The 16,015-nt window shown below is 74.5% G+C and carries 12 protein-coding genes and 1 pseudogene; 6 read left to right on the top strand and 7 right to left on the bottom strand.

The genetic code is table 11. The annotated features are described in order from the left end of the window. Positions 1-2,799 carry a serine/threonine protein kinase gene (locus IPL61_33255; protein MBK9036060.1) on the bottom strand — a complete coding sequence of 933 codons (2,799 nt, stop codon included), beginning with the start codon at positions 2,797-2,799 and terminating at the stop codon, positions 1-3. Between the two features lie 204 nt (positions 2,800-3,003). Between IPL61_33255 and IPL61_33250 the strand changes: the two genes are divergently transcribed. Continuing rightward, complete coding sequence (locus IPL61_33250) at positions 3,004-3,402, top strand: hypothetical protein (GenBank protein ID MBK9036059.1); 399 nt, start codon at positions 3,004-3,006, stop codon at positions 3,400-3,402. A gap of 342 nt (positions 3,403-3,744) precedes the next feature. On the opposite strand, the gene IPL61_33245 is transcribed toward IPL61_33250, so the two are convergent. The 4 genes and pseudogenes from IPL61_33245 to IPL61_33230 form a co-directional block, all read right to left on the bottom strand. After that, complete coding sequence (locus IPL61_33245) at positions 3,745-5,367, bottom strand: aminopeptidase P family protein (protein ID MBK9036058.1); 1,623 nt, start codon at positions 5,365-5,367, stop codon at positions 3,745-3,747. Further along, entirely contained in the window at positions 5,364-6,197 is an 834-nt protein-coding gene (locus IPL61_33240) for an inositol monophosphatase (GenBank protein MBK9036057.1), read from the bottom strand. Before IPL61_33240 ends, IPL61_33245 begins: the two co-directional genes overlap by 4 nt. A 12-nt stretch (positions 6,198-6,209) precedes the next feature. Continuing rightward, a complete protein-coding gene (locus IPL61_33235) occupies positions 6,210-6,635 on the bottom strand; it encodes a GNAT family N-acetyltransferase (GenBank protein ID MBK9036056.1) in 426 nt (141 codons plus the stop codon). Positions 6,636-6,647: 12 nt separating this feature from the next. Then, positions 6,648-8,019, bottom strand: a pseudogene (locus IPL61_33230) (UDP-N-acetylmuramate dehydrogenase). Between the two features lie 126 nt (positions 8,020-8,145). On the opposite strand from IPL61_33230, the gene IPL61_33225 reads away from it, so the two are divergent. Next, on the top strand, positions 8,146-8,478 hold the full coding sequence (locus tag IPL61_33225; GenBank protein MBK9036055.1) for a PilZ domain-containing protein: 333 nt from the start codon (positions 8,146-8,148) through the stop codon (positions 8,476-8,478). Then, positions 8,471-8,875, top strand: coding sequence for a hypothetical protein (locus IPL61_33220; protein MBK9036054.1), 405 nt, complete (start codon positions 8,471-8,473; stop codon positions 8,873-8,875). Before IPL61_33225 ends, IPL61_33220 begins: the two co-directional genes overlap by 8 nt. A gap of 18 nt (positions 8,876-8,893) precedes the next feature. Here the strand turns inward: IPL61_33220 and IPL61_33215 are convergent, their stop codons facing one another. Then, positions 8,894-12,622 (bottom strand): protein kinase, encoded by a 3,729-nt coding sequence (locus tag IPL61_33215; GenBank protein ID MBK9036053.1) that lies wholly within the window; start codon positions 12,620-12,622, stop codon positions 8,894-8,896. Positions 12,623-12,717: 95 nt separating this feature from the next. Between IPL61_33215 and IPL61_33210 the strand changes: the two genes are divergently transcribed. Next, entirely contained in the window at positions 12,718-13,515 is a 798-nt protein-coding gene (locus IPL61_33210; GenBank protein ID MBK9036052.1) for a DUF1338 domain-containing protein, read from the top strand. Between the two features lie 159 nt (positions 13,516-13,674). Here IPL61_33210 and IPL61_33205 read toward each other — a convergent pair whose 3' ends face one another. Further along, positions 13,675-14,919: a matrixin family metalloprotease gene (locus IPL61_33205; GenBank protein MBK9036051.1), complete on the bottom strand. Its 1,245-nt coding sequence runs from the start codon at positions 14,917-14,919 to the stop codon at positions 13,675-13,677. A gap of 81 nt (positions 14,920-15,000) precedes the next feature. On the opposite strand from IPL61_33205, the gene IPL61_33200 reads away from it, so the two are divergent. Both IPL61_33200 and IPL61_33195 read left to right on the top strand, forming a co-directional pair. Then, on the top strand, positions 15,001-15,399 hold the full coding sequence (locus tag IPL61_33200; protein ID MBK9036050.1) for a hypothetical protein: 399 nt from the start codon (positions 15,001-15,003) through the stop codon (positions 15,397-15,399). Beyond that, positions 15,399-15,950, top strand: a complete 552-nt coding sequence (locus IPL61_33195) for an EVE domain-containing protein (protein ID MBK9036049.1) — start codon at positions 15,399-15,401, stop codon at positions 15,948-15,950. Before IPL61_33200 ends, IPL61_33195 begins: the two co-directional genes overlap by 1 nt. The last annotated feature ends 65 nt before the right edge of the window (positions 15,951-16,015 follow it).

The raw sequence follows: 16,015 nt of genomic DNA, 5'->3' as shown, positions 1-16,015 counted from the left end.
TTACCGCGCCGGCGGCGGGTGGGCGATGATCGCGCGCAGCTCGGACGCCATGTCGGGGTTGCCGGCCGCCTCGAAGCCCACGACGGCCTCGCGCAGCAGCGCGAGGCCGCGCGGTCGACCGGCCTTGGTCTCGATCAGGAGCTGGCCCACCGCCGCCTGGAAGTTCGCCTCGTGCCCGGGCTCGCAGCCGCGCGCCCGGCACAGCCCGAGCCCCGCTTCGTAGTAGCGCATCGCCGCCGCCGGCTCGGTGTCCTCGAGGCACTCGCCGAGCTGACCGTACGCCGCGACGAGCGTGAAGTATCGCGATGGCTCGAGCACGCGGATCGCGTGCTCGAGGTACGGCCGCGCGGCCGCGCAGTCCCGGCGTCCCAGCATGGCGCCGAAGGAGGCCTCGAGGTCGGCGTAGGCGATCGAGTTCGTGCCTTGCAGCGACGCGACGATCTCGAGCGCCCGCTGGTAGTGCGCGCGCCCCTGCTCGGCGTCGTCGAGCCAGGTCGAGTAGACGTTCGCGATCAGGCGCTCGGTCGACGCGATCGACGAGGTCATGCCGGCGTCGCGGAAGATCTCACCCGCGCGCTCAAGATCCGCCAGGGCGTCGCGCGGGCGTCCACGCCTCCCCGCGAGGCTCGCCCGCAGCTGCAGCAGGCTGGCGAGGGCCGGCGTGCCCCGGGTGTCGCCCGCGCGTTCGTGGATCGCCATCGCCTCCGCCGCTGCCGCCTCGGCGCCCTCGAGGTCGCCGACCCGGTGCCGGGCGACGGCGAGGAACATCAGCTGCTTCGCGACGATGGGGTGCTCGGCCTCGTATTCCTGGCGGGCCGTCTCGAGCGCCGCCTCCTCGAGGCGGACCTGCGCGTGCCCGTCGCGTTCGATGAGGCCACGGGTGTGGATGAGCATCCAGCGCAGCCCGGGCGCGACCGCGAGCGGCTCGGCCTCGTCGAGGTAGCGCCGCGCATCGTCGTGGTCGTCGTTGCGCGCGGCGGCGGTCGCGAGCTTCACGCGCGTGCGCACCGCCAGGGCGGGCGTGACCTCGGCCCGCAGCAGCGCCGCGCTGGTCGGTCCGGCGAGCACCTTGGCCCGGAGGTAGTCGCCTTCGTCCAGCGCTTGCTCGAGCAACGCGGCCCACGCGAGCACCAGCCGCTGATCGTCCTTCGCGCTCGCCGCGACGCGCGTCAGCTCGTCGGCGAGCTCGCCGCGCGGCAGCAGCAACGCCTCCCGACACTGCACGACCTCGGCCAGCGCCTCCGCGGTGAGGGGCGCCCAGGCGAGCGCGCGGGCGTCGCGCAGCGCGGCCTCGGCCGTGTCGAGCGCGGCGCGGTACGTGCCGCGCAAGCGTGCCGTCGCGGCGTCGCCGAGGCGTGTCCGGATCGCGGCCACGTCGACGCGGCGCTCACCCGAGGGGGTCGGGCCGCTCGCCAGCAGCTCGTCGGTGCGATCGCAGTCGTCGAGCGCCGCGAGCTGTGCGACCGCGGCCGGGGCGCCGGCGACGACGTCGCGCGTCGCGTCCGCAAGCGCGCCCGTCAGCTGCTGCAACGCGGCGCGCCGCGCCTCGAGGCAGCTCATGCGCCGATCCAGCAGATCGGCCGACTGCGAGTGCTCGACGTTGGTCGCCCGACAGGCGGCGACGACCTGGTCGCGCCACGCGGCCGCGTAGCGATCCAGGGTCGGACCGACGCGCGCGAACATCGCGCTGGCGAACGGCGCGCCGGTGGCGCTGAACGCCGCCTCGACCCGGGCGCGCGCGGCCGGTCCCCAGATCTCCTCCAGCGCACGGGCTGGCGCTGGACACGGATCTGGGCGCGGTGACTTCGACGTCCACAGCACGCCCCCCACGACCGCCGCGAGCGCGATCGGTCCCGCGGCGAAGGCCACCCGGCGCGGACGCCCGAGCCGGCGGTGGCAGTGATCGAGCAGCGCGGCCAACGTGGGCCAGCGCTTGTCCGGCACGGGCGCGAAGCCGCGCGCGACGGCGTCGGTCAGCCAGCCCGGCACGCGCCGCCGCGGCTTGGGCGCGTCGCCGGATCGCTCGATCCGCGCACCCTGGGTGCGGGTCGCGGCCTCCTGCGGACGTTCGCCGTGCAGGCCCTCCCACAGGCTCACGCAGAAGCTGTACTGATCGGCCCGCGCGTCGACCGCACGGCCCGCGGCTTGCTCGGGCGCCATGTACGCGGGCGTGCCGGCGACGCTCGACGCGTCACGCGGCGTGGCGCCGTCGTCACCGTCGGCGCTGGCCGCCGCGATCCCGAAGTCTGCGACCAGCACCTCGCCGGCCTCGCTCACCAGCACGTTCCGCGGCTTGAAGTCACGGTGCACGATGCCCGCGTCGTGCGCCGCGACCAGGCCCCGTCCGGCCTCGATGAACCGCGCCAGCACGTGCCGCCACGGCCGCGGCTCAGCGTGCATCCAGTCGTGCAGCGTCCCGCCCTGGACGAGCGCCATCGCGACGTAGACGCCGCCGGCGTACTCGCCGACATCGAAGACCGGCACCACGGCGCGGTGGTGTAGCCGCGCCATCGCGCGCGCCTCGGCGAGCAGCCGGGCTCGTCCGCTCGCCCCCGCCGCCGTCGGCTGCACGACCTTGATCGCCACGTCGCGCTCGAGCTCGACGTCGCGCGCCCGATACACCCACCCCATGCCGCCGCCGCCGATGAACTCGAGGATCTCGTAGCGCCCGAGCTTCGACCCGGCCGACAGTCGCCCACCGCCCGCGCCCGCGCCGCCTGGCGTCACCCCGGCGTCCTCGGCCGAGACCGTCTCTTCCAGCGCGGGGTCGACCTCGCCGGAACCGTCATTGCTCGCCATCGACGCCTACAGTACCGGAAGTCCTCGCCCGGATTGCGCGGCCGTCGTGGGTGACGGGACCGCGTGGCCGGCGCGATGCCACCCCGCGAACTCGGTGCCCACGAGCGGACGGGCGGGGCCGCCGAGGCCGCCACGCCGTGTCAGGGCGCTGTCCGTTCGGGCAGGGCCGCTTGCGCCTCGGCGCCGCGTGGCCACCCTGGGTCCATGATCCGCGAGGACTACCTGATCCGGCTCATCCGCCAGGCGGCCGAGGTGATCGCGCGCGCGGCCGGCTTCAACACCCGCCGCCGCTACGACGACGCGGTCGACGCGCTCGCGCGCGGCTGGGACGAGCTGCTCGGGACGCCGCGCGATCTGCTCGAGGTCGTCGACGACGCGACCCTGGCCGACCTGCTGCGCGAGCCGGCCCGCATGCGCGTGGCGGCCGGGCTCCTCGCCGAGGAGGCGCGCGCGGTCGCCGGCAAGGGCGATCCGGTCCACGCCGCGGTGCTGAGCCGGCGGGCGATGCGCCTGTACGCGTCGGCCAGCGTGCTCGAGCCCAGCGAGGACGACGACGCCCACATCCTCGAGCTGTCGCGCGCGGTCGTGCCCGGCACTGCCTGAGCTTGCGCACGAAGCGCGCATCTCCGCTGGACGATCTGGGTCGTCTCAGGAGAGGGGCCCCAGCGCATGCTGGGGGGAGGAGCTTGCCCGACGGCCTCCGGGGCGGGACGCACCCGACGCCGAGGACGAGCGCGCATCTCCGCTGGACGATCTGGGTCGTCTCCGGAGGGGCGCCCCAGCGCAAGAGGCGCTTGCGGACGCTGCTCCGACGGCCTTCAGGGGCGGGACGCACCCGACGCCCGAGGACGAGCGCACATCTCCGCTGGACGATCCGGGTCGTCTCAGGAGGGGGGCCCCAGCGCATGCTGGGGGGAGGAGCTTGCGAAAGCTCCTCCCTAGGTGTCAGCGCAGCAGGAGCTCGATCGACGCCTGCGGCGGGGTCGTGATCTCGAGGCCGTCCTTGCCGAGGTAGGCCGAGATCTCGGTGCGCAGGCCGAGCTCGCCGGGCAGGTAGACGCCGGGCCCGATCGTGAAGCCGGTGCCGACCACGAGGTTGCGGGCGTCGTGGACCTCGAGGTCGTCGAGATCGGTGCCCGAGCCGTACAGGTCGACGTCGAGCGAGTGGCCGGTGCGGTGCAGCACGCGATCGCCGAGGCCGGCGATCACGATCGACTCGCCGGCGGCCTTGTCGACCTCCCAGCCCTGGATCGCGCGGCGACGCTTGACCCGATCGCGGATGATCCCGATCACCGCGTCGCGGGCGCCGGTGGTGGCGGCGAACAGCTCGGCGAGCCGCGGCGTCACGAGCGCGTCGGCGACCGCGACCCACGTGGCCGCGGCGTAGATGCCGCCGTCGACCTTGCCGGCCAGGCCCAGGACGATCAGATCGCCGCGGGTCAGCGTCGCCGAGCGCTCGGCGGTGGGCGCGTAGGTGGGGTCGGCGGTGTTCGCACCGAACGCCACCATCGGCGCGGGCCCGATCAGGCCGCGGGTGGCCATGCCGCGGGTGATGTGCGCCGCGACCTCGTGCTCGGTCACCGCGGCGCCGCTGCGCAGGCGTTCGCTGATGAAGCTGAGCGCGTCCTTGCGCAGCTCGGTCAGGTGGTGCGCGGCGAGGTAGTGGGCCTTGCGCCCGTCGAGGCCCCAGCTGGCCTTCGCGAACTGCACCAGCGCGTCGCTGGGCTTGACCGTCACGCCGGCGGCCCGCACCAGCTCGATCGTGCCCGCGTCGACCAGCGACAGCGACGGCAGCGCGCCCTTGGGCGAGTACTCCATCGCCAGCGCCTTCTTGCCCTTGAGCAGCCTCTTCAGGCTGGCGTCGAGATCGCGGTAGCCGGTGTAGATCACGCGGCGCCCGGGGATGTCGCGGAAGCTGGCGACCTCGGACGCGTGCACGACCAGCGTCGGCTCGCCCACGCGCGGCACCAGGTAGAACCAGCGCCGCGTCGGCGCGCCGGTGGCGTCGACCAGGCTGCGCGCGACGTGGTTGATGCCGCCGTGATCGGCGAGGAGCCAGCCGTCGAGGTTCTGGACCGCGAGCAGCCCCTGGACCGCGGCGACGTCGATGCGCCCTGCGGTCGTCGTCGGCGGCGCGATCGTCGTCGGCGGCGCGATCGGCGCGATCGGCGGCGCGACGGGCGCGATCACCGGCGGCGGCGCCGTCAGGTCGGCGTAGGGATCGACCGGGCCGACCGGGGCCGGCGGCTTGGCGCCCTTGCCGGGCTTGACCGGCTTGGCCGGCTTGATCGGCTTCCCGGGCATCGGATCGGCGTAGGGATCGACCGGCGCGACGACGACCGGGGGCGGCGGCGCGGCGTCGGCGTAGGGATCGACCGGGCCGACCGGGGCGGGGGCGGGCGTGGCGCCCTTGCCGGGCTTGGCCTTGACCGGCTTGACCGGCTTGACCGGCTTGGCCGGCGCCGGATCGGCGTAGGGATCGAGCGGCGCCTCGACGGGCTGCGCCCGCGCCGGCGGCGCGAGCGCGATCACGGCGGAGATGAGGGCGAGGCAAGCGCAGCGGATCATGTCGACTCCTCGGCGGCGCGGCGGACCTGCGCCAGCTCGCGCACGATCATCTGATGGATACCACTGCCCGCGGCGATGGCCTCCCCGGAACTCGCGGTGAAGGGCCGGCCCCGTGTGTCGGTCACAATCCCCCCGGCCTCCTCGACGAACAGCGCCCCGGCCGCGATGTCCCACGGCGACAGCCGCTGCTCCCAGTAGCCGTCGAGGGCGCCGGCCGCGACCAGGCACAGATCGAGCGAGGCCGCGCCCAGGCGCCGGCAGCCGCCGGCGAGGCGCTGGAAGTGCTCCCACGCGGCGAAGTTGTTGTGCGGGTTGGTGGCGCGGTCGTACGGGAACCCGCTGACCAGGAGCGCGCGCTCGAGCCGATCGACCGCGCTCACCTGCAGGCGCTCGACGCCGCGGCCGCGATCGGCGAACGCGCCGCCGCCGCGCCGGCCCCAGAACGTCCAGCCCAGCGCCGGCGCGGTCACGACCCCGACCTCGACGCCGGCCGGGCCCTCGAGCGCGATCGACACCGCCCACAGCGGCAGGCCGTGGGCGAAGTTGACGGTGCCGTCGATCGGATCCACGAGCCACCGGCGCGGGGCGTCGCGGGTGCCGCCGCCCTCCTCGCCCAGGATCGGGATCTCGGGCGTGGCCGCGCCCAGCCGCGCCCGCACCAGCTCCTCGCACCGGGTGTCCCACTCGGTCACCAGGTCGCGCGGGTTGCTCTTGTAGCCGACGTGGTCGGGGCGGGCCGCGTCGAGCAGCGCGCGGCACTCCCCGGCGATCGCGCGGGCCAGCGCCAGCATGCGATCGAGGGCGGCGAGATCGAGCGGCGCGACGGTCATGCCGCGAACAGACTACAGATCGAGGCGCATGGCCACGAACTTCGAGTCGGTCGAGCGCTGGAACGTCGTGGTCGCGGCCACGTCGGGCGACACCGTCGAGCGATCGACGACGCGGAAGCCGAGCTTGGCGGCGAAGAAGTCGCTGGCGGTCTCGGTCAGCAGGTAGATGCGCCGGACCCCGCGGTACCGGGCCCACTGCACGACCACGTCGGCGAGGATCCAGCCCAGGCCCTGGCCGCGGGTCTGCGGCGACACCGCGAGGTCGCGCAGGATCGCGTCCTCGCCCAGCACCTCGAGCGCGACCGTGCCGGCCACGCCGTGCTCGTTGCGCAGCACGAAGAAGTGCGCGAGGTCGGTGTCGGCGGCGTCGTCGAGCGTCAGCCCGACCGACGTCAGCACCGCGCGGATCGCGTCGCCGTCGGTGCGGTGCGCCGGCATGACCGCGTCGCCGATCGCCGTCAGCAGCTTGTCGTGGAAGCCCTCGAAGCTACCCGACGACAGCGCCACGACCACGTCGCCGGGGCCGGCCGCGCCCGCGACGTGCTTCACGAGCTGCTCGATGTCGGGCAGGTACGTGGCCTTGGTGCCGGCGCGGTGCAGATCGAGCGCGAGCCGCTCGGGATCGAACCGCTCGTCCTTGGGGATCTTGTCGGGATCGTGGAGCTTGCCGACGACGACCTCGTCGGCGTGCGCGAACGCCGTCGCGAACTCGTCCTGGAACGTGCGCCGGCGCGACGTCGCCGAGCGCGGATCGTAGGCGGCGATGATCCGGCGCTTGGGGAACCGCCGGCGCAGGCCCTCGCAGCGTCTCGCGCACCGCGGTCGGGTGGTGGGCGTAGTCATCGAGCACCCAGACGCCGCTGGCGATCCCGCGCAGCTCCTGGCGGCGGCGGATCCCGGCGAAGTTCGCGACCCCGCGGCGGATGATCTCGGTCTGGACCCCGCGGTCGGTGGCGACGGCGATCGCGGCCAGGACGTTGCCGACGTTGTGGCGGCCGGCGAGGAGGGTCTCGAACCGACCGCGCGCCTCGCCCCGGCCGACCACCTCGAAGCTGACGCGGCCGCTCTTGCCGTACTCGAGGTTGTGGGCGAACCAGGTGACGTCCGCGGGCGCCTCGTTGCCGTTGTCGAGCACCGCGTAGGTCTCGACCCGGCACGCGGCGGCGCCGGCGATCGCCAGCGCGTCGGGCGCCTCGTGGCACACGACCAGGAGCCCGTCCTCGGGCAGCAGCGCGACGAACTTCTTGAAGGTCTCGCGGACCGCCTCGAACGACGCGAAGATGTCGACGTGGTCGAGCTCGACCGACGTGAGGATCGCGGTGCGCGGCCGGTAGTGCAGGAACTTGGGGCCCTTGTCGAAGTACGCGGTGTCGTACTCGTCGCCCTCGACGACGAACTCCGGCCCCTTGCCCAGGAGCCAGCCCTGGCCCAGCGCGATCGGCACGCCGCCGACGAACAGGCCGGGATCGTGGCCGGCCTCGGTCAACAGGTGGGCCACCAGCGAGGTGGTGGTGGTCTTGCCGTGGGTGCCGGCGACCACGATCGAGTGGCGTCCGGTCAAGAGCTGCTCGCCGAGCACGGCCGGGAACGAGGTCAGGGTCAGGCCGCGGTCGCGCGCGGCCGCCGCCTCGACGTGGTCCTTCGAGTGGGCGTTGCCGACCACGACCAGGTCGGGCTGCCAGTCGAGGTTGGCGGCCCCGAAACCCTCGAACACGGGGATGCCCAGCGCCGCCAGCTGGTCGCTCATGGGCGGATAGACCGCGGTGTCCGAGCCACGGACGTCGTGGCCGGCCGCGCACAGCAAGCCGGCCACGGCCCCCATGCCGGTACCGCCGATTCCGATGAGGTGCACCTTCACGGCGGGCGGAAGGTATACGGTCGCCGGGGGGCGGTAAAGCCGCGACGGCGGTTTTGCCGTGGCCGCCAGACCGCGATATCCTGGACCACTGTGGGAGGGTCAGAACGTCGTCTACACCATCGTGGCTCGGCCCGCCCGGGCCGCCACCTCCACCTCGAGTGGCGGACGGTGGGGACCGCCTGGGGGGCGACCGACACCCGCGACATCGGCGTCGGCGGGGCGTTCTTGCTCGCGGTGGCGGTCCCGGTCGGGACCGGGCTCGAGGTCGCGGTGCCGGTGCCCGGGCGCGCCGCGCCGTTGATCCTGGGGGCGACGGTGCGGTGGGTCTCGCCCGAGGGCGTCGGCGTGCAGTTCCTCGACGTCGACATCGACGTGCTGCTCGAGCTCAACACGCTCCTGGCCGAGCAAGCCGACGGTGCGTAGCCTGGCGCTGGCGCTGGCGCTGGCGCTGGCCTGCGCGCTGGGCGCGCCGATCGGATCGGCCGGCGCTGGGCCGCGCGCGAGCGGGCGCTGGCCGGTCGCCGACCCCGCCGCGGCGCGGGCGATGCTCGGTCGGCTGATCGGCCATCACGTCGGCTGGCGCGACGGCGTGCTGGTCATCGACGACGTCGCCGGCGCGGGCCGGCCGTGGGTCGGCACCGTCGAGCGGCGCGGCGCCGCGCTGTGGCTGGTCGGCGACGGGTTCGCGTGGCGGCTGCGCGGCCCGCTGGCGCGCCCGCGCCTGGCCGGGCCCGGCTACGTGATCTGGGCGATCGGCGCGCTCGCCGGCGACGCGCTGGTGCTCCGCCGGCTGGGCGTGCTCGCGCCGCCGCCGCGCTGACCCGCGGTGCGGGCGGGGTCACGGCCGCGGCAGCAGCATGCGCGCGAACGCGCGCGGATCGGCGACGTCCTGGGCGCGCAGCCAGGCCTCGGCGTCCTCGCGCAAGGTCGCGCCGCTGGCGGTCGCGACCAGCTCGCCGCGGCACTGGCGCGCGACCTGGGCGTGCAGCGGCATCTCGGCCGTGCGCAGGCGATCCTCGGCGGCGACCAGCTCGAGCACCGCGCGATCGCGCTTGCCCTCGGCCAGGCTCGCGCCGGCCACCAGCAGCGCGCGCAGCCCGTCGGCCCACGGCACGCCCTCCTTGCCGAGCGCGGCGATCGCGCGCCGGGCCACGACCAGGCGATCGGCGCGGGTCGCGGCCAGCGCCGCGCGGCCCAGCAGGAAGTAGGCCTCGACCCGCACCGACTGGACCCGCAGCAAGAGCGATCGCTCGAGGTCGCGCCACGCCCGGTCGACCCGCGCCAGCGCGCCGTCACCGTCGCCGACGTACAGGTCGACCTGGGCGTTCGACAGGACCTGGTAGTAGTCCTGGAGCTGGAAGGCGTCCTCGTCGCCGCGCTCCATCGCGACCTGGAGCGTGTGGGCCCGCGCGTCCTCGGGCTTGCCCAGCACCAGCCACGCCACGTTCGAGCGCCACGACCGGATGCCCTGCTGGGCGTAGACGTCGCCGCGATCCTCGGCCTCGCGCAGGAACACCGGCGCCCACCGGGTCAGCTCCTTGAGCTGGCCCCGGTAGAACATGTTGGCGAGGAAGAAGATCTCGGTGAGGTCGATCTCCCAGCGGCCGCCGACGCCGTGATCGCGCATCCGGCGCAGGCCGGCGGCCATGTGATCGTGGGCGGCGGCCCAGCGCCCGACCAGGAACTCGGACAGGCCGGTGCAGGCCTCGACCAGGCCGATCACGTACTCGTCGCCGACGCTGTCCGCGACCTCGCGGGCGCGGGCGGCGATCCGCTCGGCGCGCTCGATCGCGTCGCCGCCGGTCGAGGCGAGGTAGCCGACCTCGAGCGCCAGCGCCATCGCGATCCGGCGCGGCTCGCCCAGCGCCAGCGCGCGCCGCAGGTGCCACAGCTGGACCAGCTTGCCCAGCACCGGATCGGCGAACGACAGGCCGCTGCAGATCGACCAGAGCAGGTCGACCGCGTGGGCCTCGGCCATCGACACCTCGACCAGCGTCCGGCGCTTGAAGCGGGTGCCGCGGAGGCGCAGCGCGACCCGCTGGGCCGCGACGTTCCACACCGTCGCGCGCTGGGTCTCCGGCAGCTCGTAGCCGATCGTCCGCAGCACCGAGCGCGCCAGCTGGATGCCCTCGCGCAGCCGGCCGGCGCGCAGCAGCTGCTCGAGGCGGAGCCGCTCGATCTCGCGGCGCTCGGCTGGGTCGACGAGCGGCGCCGCCTCCTCGTACATCGCCGCGGCCTCGAGCAGGTGGCCGGCGCTGACCAGGGCCCCGGCGCGGCTGAGCAGCAGCGCGCACCGGACCGCCGGCTCGAACGTCCCGAACTCGAGCGCGATCGCGTACAGATCGGCGGCGCGCCGGAACGCCAGCGCCTCGGCGGCGGCGGCGCCAGCGCCGATCGCGCGCTCGGCCGCGCCCTGGGCGTCGCCGGCGCCGAGCAGGTGGTCGACCAGCGGCTCGAGATCGCCCGGGACCGCGCGCTGGTAGGCGCCCGCGAGCTCGCGGTGCGCCGCCATCAGCTCGCCGGTGGCGAGCTCCTCGACGACCGCGGCGCGGATCCGGTCGTGGTACGGCTCGACCCGGTCGCGATCGGGCTGGGCCCGGACCAGGCGCTCGGCGCGCAGCACCGCCAGCGCGCCGCTGACGTCGTCGATCCCCGCGGCGGCCGCGACCACCTCGGCCGGCATCGGCCGGGCCGCGACCGCGCACGCGCGCAGCAGGGCCAGCGCGTTGGCCGGCAGGCGCGCGATCCGGTCGCGCAGCAGGTCGTCGAGCGTGGTGGCGCCGCCCGCGGTCGCGGCCGAGCGCGCGAGCTCCGACAGGAACAGGGTGTTGCCGCCGGCGTCGCGCACCAGCGACGCGGCCCAGTCGTGATCGCCGTCGCCGGGCATCCCGGCCAGCGCCTCGACCAGATCGGTGGCCTCGTCGACGGCGAGCGGCGGCACCGCGATCGTGCGGACGTCGGGCACCAGCGACGCGGTCGCGACCCGCTTGTGGATGAACGACACGATCGGGCCGTCGGTGTCCTCGGACCGGTGCACCAGCAGCAGCAGCAGCGGCGGTCGATCGGCCCGGGCCATCAGATCGACCAGGAAGCCGGCGCTGTCGAGGTCGCCCCACTGCAGATCGTCGACCGCGACGACCAGCGGCCGCAGCGCCGCCAGCCGCGTGAGCAGGATCCGCAGCGCGGTGAAGCCGCGCCGGCGCAGCTCCTGCGGATCGGCCGGCTGGAACCTCCTCGTCACGGGCTCGGCGATCGTGGGCACCCGGCGCAGCACCGGGAACAGGCGCGCGAGCGCGGCGATGTCGTCGGGCAGCGCTCGCGCCAGCTGCTCGCCCGGCAGCCGCAGGAGCGCGCCGGTCAGCGCGTCGATCAAGGTGTCGAGCGTCTTGAACGGCACCGCCTCGCGTTCGTAGCAGCGGCCGGCGAGCACGAGCGCCGCGTCGCCGACGGTCTCGAGGAAGCGGTTGACCAGCGCGCTCTTGCCCATGCCCGAGACGCCGTGGACGAACACCGCGACCCCCTCGGCGCGCGCGTCGACGAGCGCCTGGCCGAGCGCCGCGAGCTGGTCGGTGCGCCCGACGAACGGCGCCGAGCCGCTGCTGGTGCGCTCGATCGTCCGGGTCGCCTCCGACGGCGCGCGCCCGAGCGCGGCCAGCACCGCGGCGCCGTCGGGCCGATCGCGCGGATCGGCGGCGAGCAGCTGCACGCACAGCTGGTCGAGGTACGCGGGCGTGTCGGGCGCGAGCTGCCGCGGCGGCGGGATCTCCTCGAGCTGCTTGCGCCGCATGATCTCGTCGGGGCGCCCCTCGAACGGGCGCCGCCCCGTCAGCCCCTCGTAGAGCATCACGCCGACCGCGTACCAGTCGCTGGCCGGGGTCAGCGGCGTGTCGGCGGCCTGCTCGGGCGACATGTACGCGGGCGTGCCGACCGCCGCGCGCTCGTGGGTGTGGTCGACGCCGCCGAGCTCGACGTCGGCGATCAGCCCGAAGTCGAGCAGCACGACCCGCCCGTCGGTCTCGATCAGCACGTTCGACGGCTTGAGGTCGCGGTGCAGCTTGCCGGCGACGTGGAGCGCGTGGACGCCGTCGCACAGCTGGTACAGCGCGTCCTCGAGGCGCTCGAGCTCGACCGGCGTCGCCAGGATCTCCGCGCGCGACCGCGGCGGCAGCGGCCGCGCGGTGGTCGCGTCGCTGGGCTCGGCGTCGACGGCCGGGTGGGCGCGGCCGGTGTCGGCCAGCGCGGCGGCGCGCTCGGCGTCGGGGCGCACCCAGTCGATGAACCCGACCCCGCGCACCAGCTCCATCGTGAAGAACCACTCGTCGCCGGTGGTGTGCAGCTCGTGCAGGCAGCACAGGTTCGGGTGGGACAGGTCGCACAGCGAGCGGAACTCGCGCTTGAAGCGATACAGATCGCGCGCGCCCTGGGCCTTGAGCGTCTTGAGCGCGACCTCGCGCTGGTGGAGGTGATCGAGCACGCGATAGACCACGCCCATGCCGCCGGCGCCGAGCTGTCCCCGCACGACGAAGCGCTCCTCGCGGTTCGACGATCGCTCGACCGGGTCCCCCACGTCCCGAGTGTAGCGCGGCCGGCGCCGGCGACGCACCCGATCGCGATCACCCTCCGGGAGGAGGTCCGGCGTCACGCCGCGGCTATAGTCCGCGGGTGCACCCCACCGAGCTGCTCGATCTGCTGTGGCGCGACTACACCACCCTGACGCCGCAGGCCGCGCGGATCCACGCGCTGTTCGCCGCCCGCGGCGAGACGATCGCCAACGATCACGTCGCGCTCCGGACCTACGACCGCCCCGGCCTCGGGCTCGCGGCGCTGGCGCGGCCGTTCGAGGCCGCCGGCTGGGTCCGGCGCGAGCGCTACCGCTTCGACGACAAGCACCTCTGGGCGCACTACTGGCAGCACCCGGATCCGGCGCTGCCGAAGGTGTTCATCAGCGAGCTGGTCGTCGACGAGCTCGCCCCGGCGGCGGCCGCGCTGATCGACGCGCTGGTCGCGTCGGCGCCGGCGGGCTTCGGCGATCGCGCGGTGCTCGCCACCGCCGGCCGGCCGTGGTCGGTCAGCCACGCGACCTACCGCGCGCTGCTCGAGCACAGCGAGTACGCCGCCTGGGTGGCGGCGTTCGGGTTCCGCGTCAACCACTTCACCGTCGACGTCGGCCGGCTGCGCACGTTCGCGGGGGTGGCCGAGGTCGACGAGTTCCTGCTCGCGAACGGGTTCGAGCTCAACCGCGCCGGCGGCCTGATCAAGGGCACCCCGGCCGATCTCCTCGAGCAGAGCTCGACCTGCGCCGAGCCGATCGAGGTCGAGTTCAGCGACGGCCGGTTCGCGGTGCCGTCCTGCTACTACGAGTTCGCGCGCCGCTACCCGCTGCCCTCGGGCGAGCTGTTCCAGGGCTTCGTGCCCGGCTCGGCCGACAAGCTGTTCGAGTCGACCGACGTCCGGCGCTGACCGGCGTGCGCGGCGGGGCGTCGGGCCCAGCGGACGAGCGCGCACGAAGCATCACCGCGCGCGACCTCGCGCGACCTCGCGCGGCGACGCGGGCGGACGCCGAAACGACGGACGCGCAGCCGCGGGGCTGCGCGTCGCGGGGCGCGGGGCGTGGCGAGGTCAGCGCTGCCGACGGCGCAGCGCCAGCGCCAGGCCGAGCCCGACCAGCGCGAGGCCGCCGCTGCCGTCGGCGCCGCCGGTGGCGCAGCCGCCGGTGATCTCGTCACCGTAGCCGTCGCCGTCGGTGTCGTCGGGACCGGGGCCAGGGCCGGGGCCGGGGTCGGGCGCGCCGAGCGCCACCGTCACGTTGATCGACTGCGAGGTCTGCTGGCCGCGCTGATCGATCGCGCGGATCTCGATCGCGACCGGGCCGACCACGTGATCGGTGATCGTGAACGTGAACGGCGGCGCGATCTTGGTCTCGGCGAGCCCGCCGTCGAGCCACAGCTCGACCCGGTCGAGGTCGGTGTCGACGATCTGGGTCTGGACGTCGAAGGTCGGCGGCACGGTCGCGCCGTTGGCCGGCGCGTTGAACTGCGCCATCGGCGCCGGGTTGGGCGCGGGCGCGCCGTAGAGCGCCGCGATGCCCTGGCGATCGAGCGCGGTGAACGACAGGTCGGCCGACGTGCCGTTGCACTGCGGGTAGTGCATGACCGACGCGGCGTCGTACGGGGTCAGGCCGCGGTACTGGTTGTCCTCGAAGCACTGGGTCGCGCCCGACTCGGGGCGGGTGTGCTCGTGGCGCAGGCCGAGGGTGTGGCCCATCTCGTGCGCGAGGATGTTGCGCAGCGGCCAGGTCAGCTGCGGGTCGAACGCCGACGCGTCGATCAGGATGTTGCGATCGGCGCGCGGGCTGTCGGGGAAGAACGCGCGCGCCAGGTACTCGCCGTTGGCGTTGACCGGGTTGACGTCGAACAGCACCGCGGTGTTGCTGGCGGTGCAGTTGGCGTCCTGGGCCGGGACGTAGATGAAGTCGACGTCCGCCATCATCTCCCAGCCGCCCTCGGCGGCGCCGGTGAGTGCGGTGATGACCTTCTGCTTGTTGGTGGCGCCGAAGTTGTTCGAGACGCAGTACGTGAGCTGGAGCCGCTGAGTCGCGCTCCACTTCACGTCCTGGCCGTTCGACGTGTAGACCGCGAGCTGCCCCGGCTGGGCCCCGCTCCAGATGTCGAACAGGCGCGCCTCGCTGCGGATCGGCGTGTCGCCATCGAGCACGTACAGGCCGGTGGCGTCGCGGTACTGCGTGGCCTTCCACTCCTCGAACGTCAGCCGGTTCTGGTTGGTGCCCAGGTCGGGCTGCTCGACGCACCCCGTCACGAAGGCACCCGCGAACCCGAGGCTGATGGCGAGGGAGGTCGTGCGCATGCTCACCCTTGATACAAGCCTGGTGCCAGATCTGGGTCGAGTGATCTCAAATGGTTGCGCGGCGGCGCTGATGTCTCGGTGATGCACTCCGCCCCGATCTGGAGCCCAGGACCCCGGCCGCCGGCTCTCCGGCGCCGGTTCCGGCTCCGGTTCCGGCTCCGGCTCCGGCTCCGGCGCCGGTTCCGGTTCCGGTTCCGGTTCCGACTCCGGATCCGGTTCCGGTTCCGGCTCCGGCTCCGGCGCCGGTTCGGGCTCCGGTTCCGGCTCCGGCTCCGGTTCCGGTTCCGGCTCCGGCTCCGGTTCCGGCGCCGGTTCCGGCTCCGGTTCCGGTTCCGGTTCCGGTTCCGGTTCCGGCTCCGGTTCCGGCTCCGGTTCCGGTTCCGGCGCCGGCTCCGGCTCCGACTCCGGTTCCGGCTCCGGCTCCGGTTCCGGCTCCGGCTTCGGGGTTGGGCTACTGTCGGGCGGTGCAGCACTGGCTGATGAAGACCGAGCCCGACACCTTCGGGATCGACGACCTCGAGCGCGTCAAGACCGAGCCGTGGACCGGCGTGCGCAACTACCAGGCCCGCAACTTCATGCGCGATCAGATGAAGGTCGGCGACGCGGTCCTGTTCTATCACTCGAGCTGCGCGCCGCCCGGCGTCGCGGGGCTGGCCCGCGTGGCGCGGACCGGCGTCGTCGACGTCACCCAGTTCGATCCGGCGAGCCCGTACTACGACCCCGGCTCGAAGGCCGCCGAGCCGCGGTGGATCTGCGTCGACGTCGCGTTCGAGCGCAAGCTGGCGCGGCTGCTCCCGCTCGACGAGCTGCGCGCCAACCCCGTGCTCGAGGGCATGCCGCTGTTCCAGCGCGGGATGCGGCTGTCGGTGCAGCCGGTGTCGCCGGCGCACTATCGTGCGGTCGTCGCGATGATCGACGCGCCGGCGCGTGGGGCGGGCGCGCCGCCTGCGAAGGCGAAGGCGCCGCCTGCGAAGGCGAAGGCGCCGCCTGCAAAGGCGAAGGCGCCGCCTGCAAAGGCGAAGGCGCGCTGATCGCCTGCCGGTGCTCGATCGCGGGCGTCGCGGTCGCAGCCCGGCGGCCGCGCAACGGAGGCGCC

It is taken from the genome of Myxococcales bacterium (assembly GCA_016717005.1).
In the GTDB taxonomy this organism is placed as follows: Bacteria; Myxococcota_A; Polyangia; order Haliangiales; family Haliangiaceae; genus UBA2376.
Note: the sequence above shows the minus strand (reverse complement) of the source record. Positions and strands in the feature narration are given on the sequence as shown.

What these genes read in the sequence shown, in the direction of transcription:
- IPL61_33255 (MBK9036060.1), bottom strand. Translation starts at nt 2,799, where the DNA reads ATGGCGAGCAATGACGGTTCCGGCGAGGTCGACCCCGCGCTGGAAGAG.
- IPL61_33250 (MBK9036059.1), top strand. Translation starts at nt 3,004, where the DNA reads ATGATCCGCGAGGACTACCTGATCCGGCTCATCCGCCAGGCGGCCGAG.
- IPL61_33245 (MBK9036058.1), bottom strand. Translation starts at nt 5,367, where the DNA reads ATGATCCGCTGCGCTTGCCTCGCCCTCATCTCCGCCGTGATCGCGCTC.
- IPL61_33240 (MBK9036057.1), bottom strand. Translation starts at nt 6,197, where the DNA reads ATGACCGTCGCGCCGCTCGATCTCGCCGCCCTCGATCGCATGCTGGCG.
- IPL61_33235 (MBK9036056.1), bottom strand. Translation starts at nt 6,635, where the DNA reads ATGCCGGCGCACCGCACCGACGGCGACGCGATCCGCGCGGTGCTGACG.
- IPL61_33205 (MBK9036051.1), bottom strand. Translation starts at nt 14,919, where the DNA reads ATGCGCACGACCTCCCTCGCCATCAGCCTCGGGTTCGCGGGTGCCTTC.
- IPL61_33200 (MBK9036050.1), top strand. Translation starts at nt 15,001, where the DNA reads ATGCACTCCGCCCCGATCTGGAGCCCAGGACCCCGGCCGCCGGCTCTC.
- IPL61_33195 (MBK9036049.1), top strand. Translation starts at nt 15,399, where the DNA reads ATGAAGACCGAGCCCGACACCTTCGGGATCGACGACCTCGAGCGCGTC.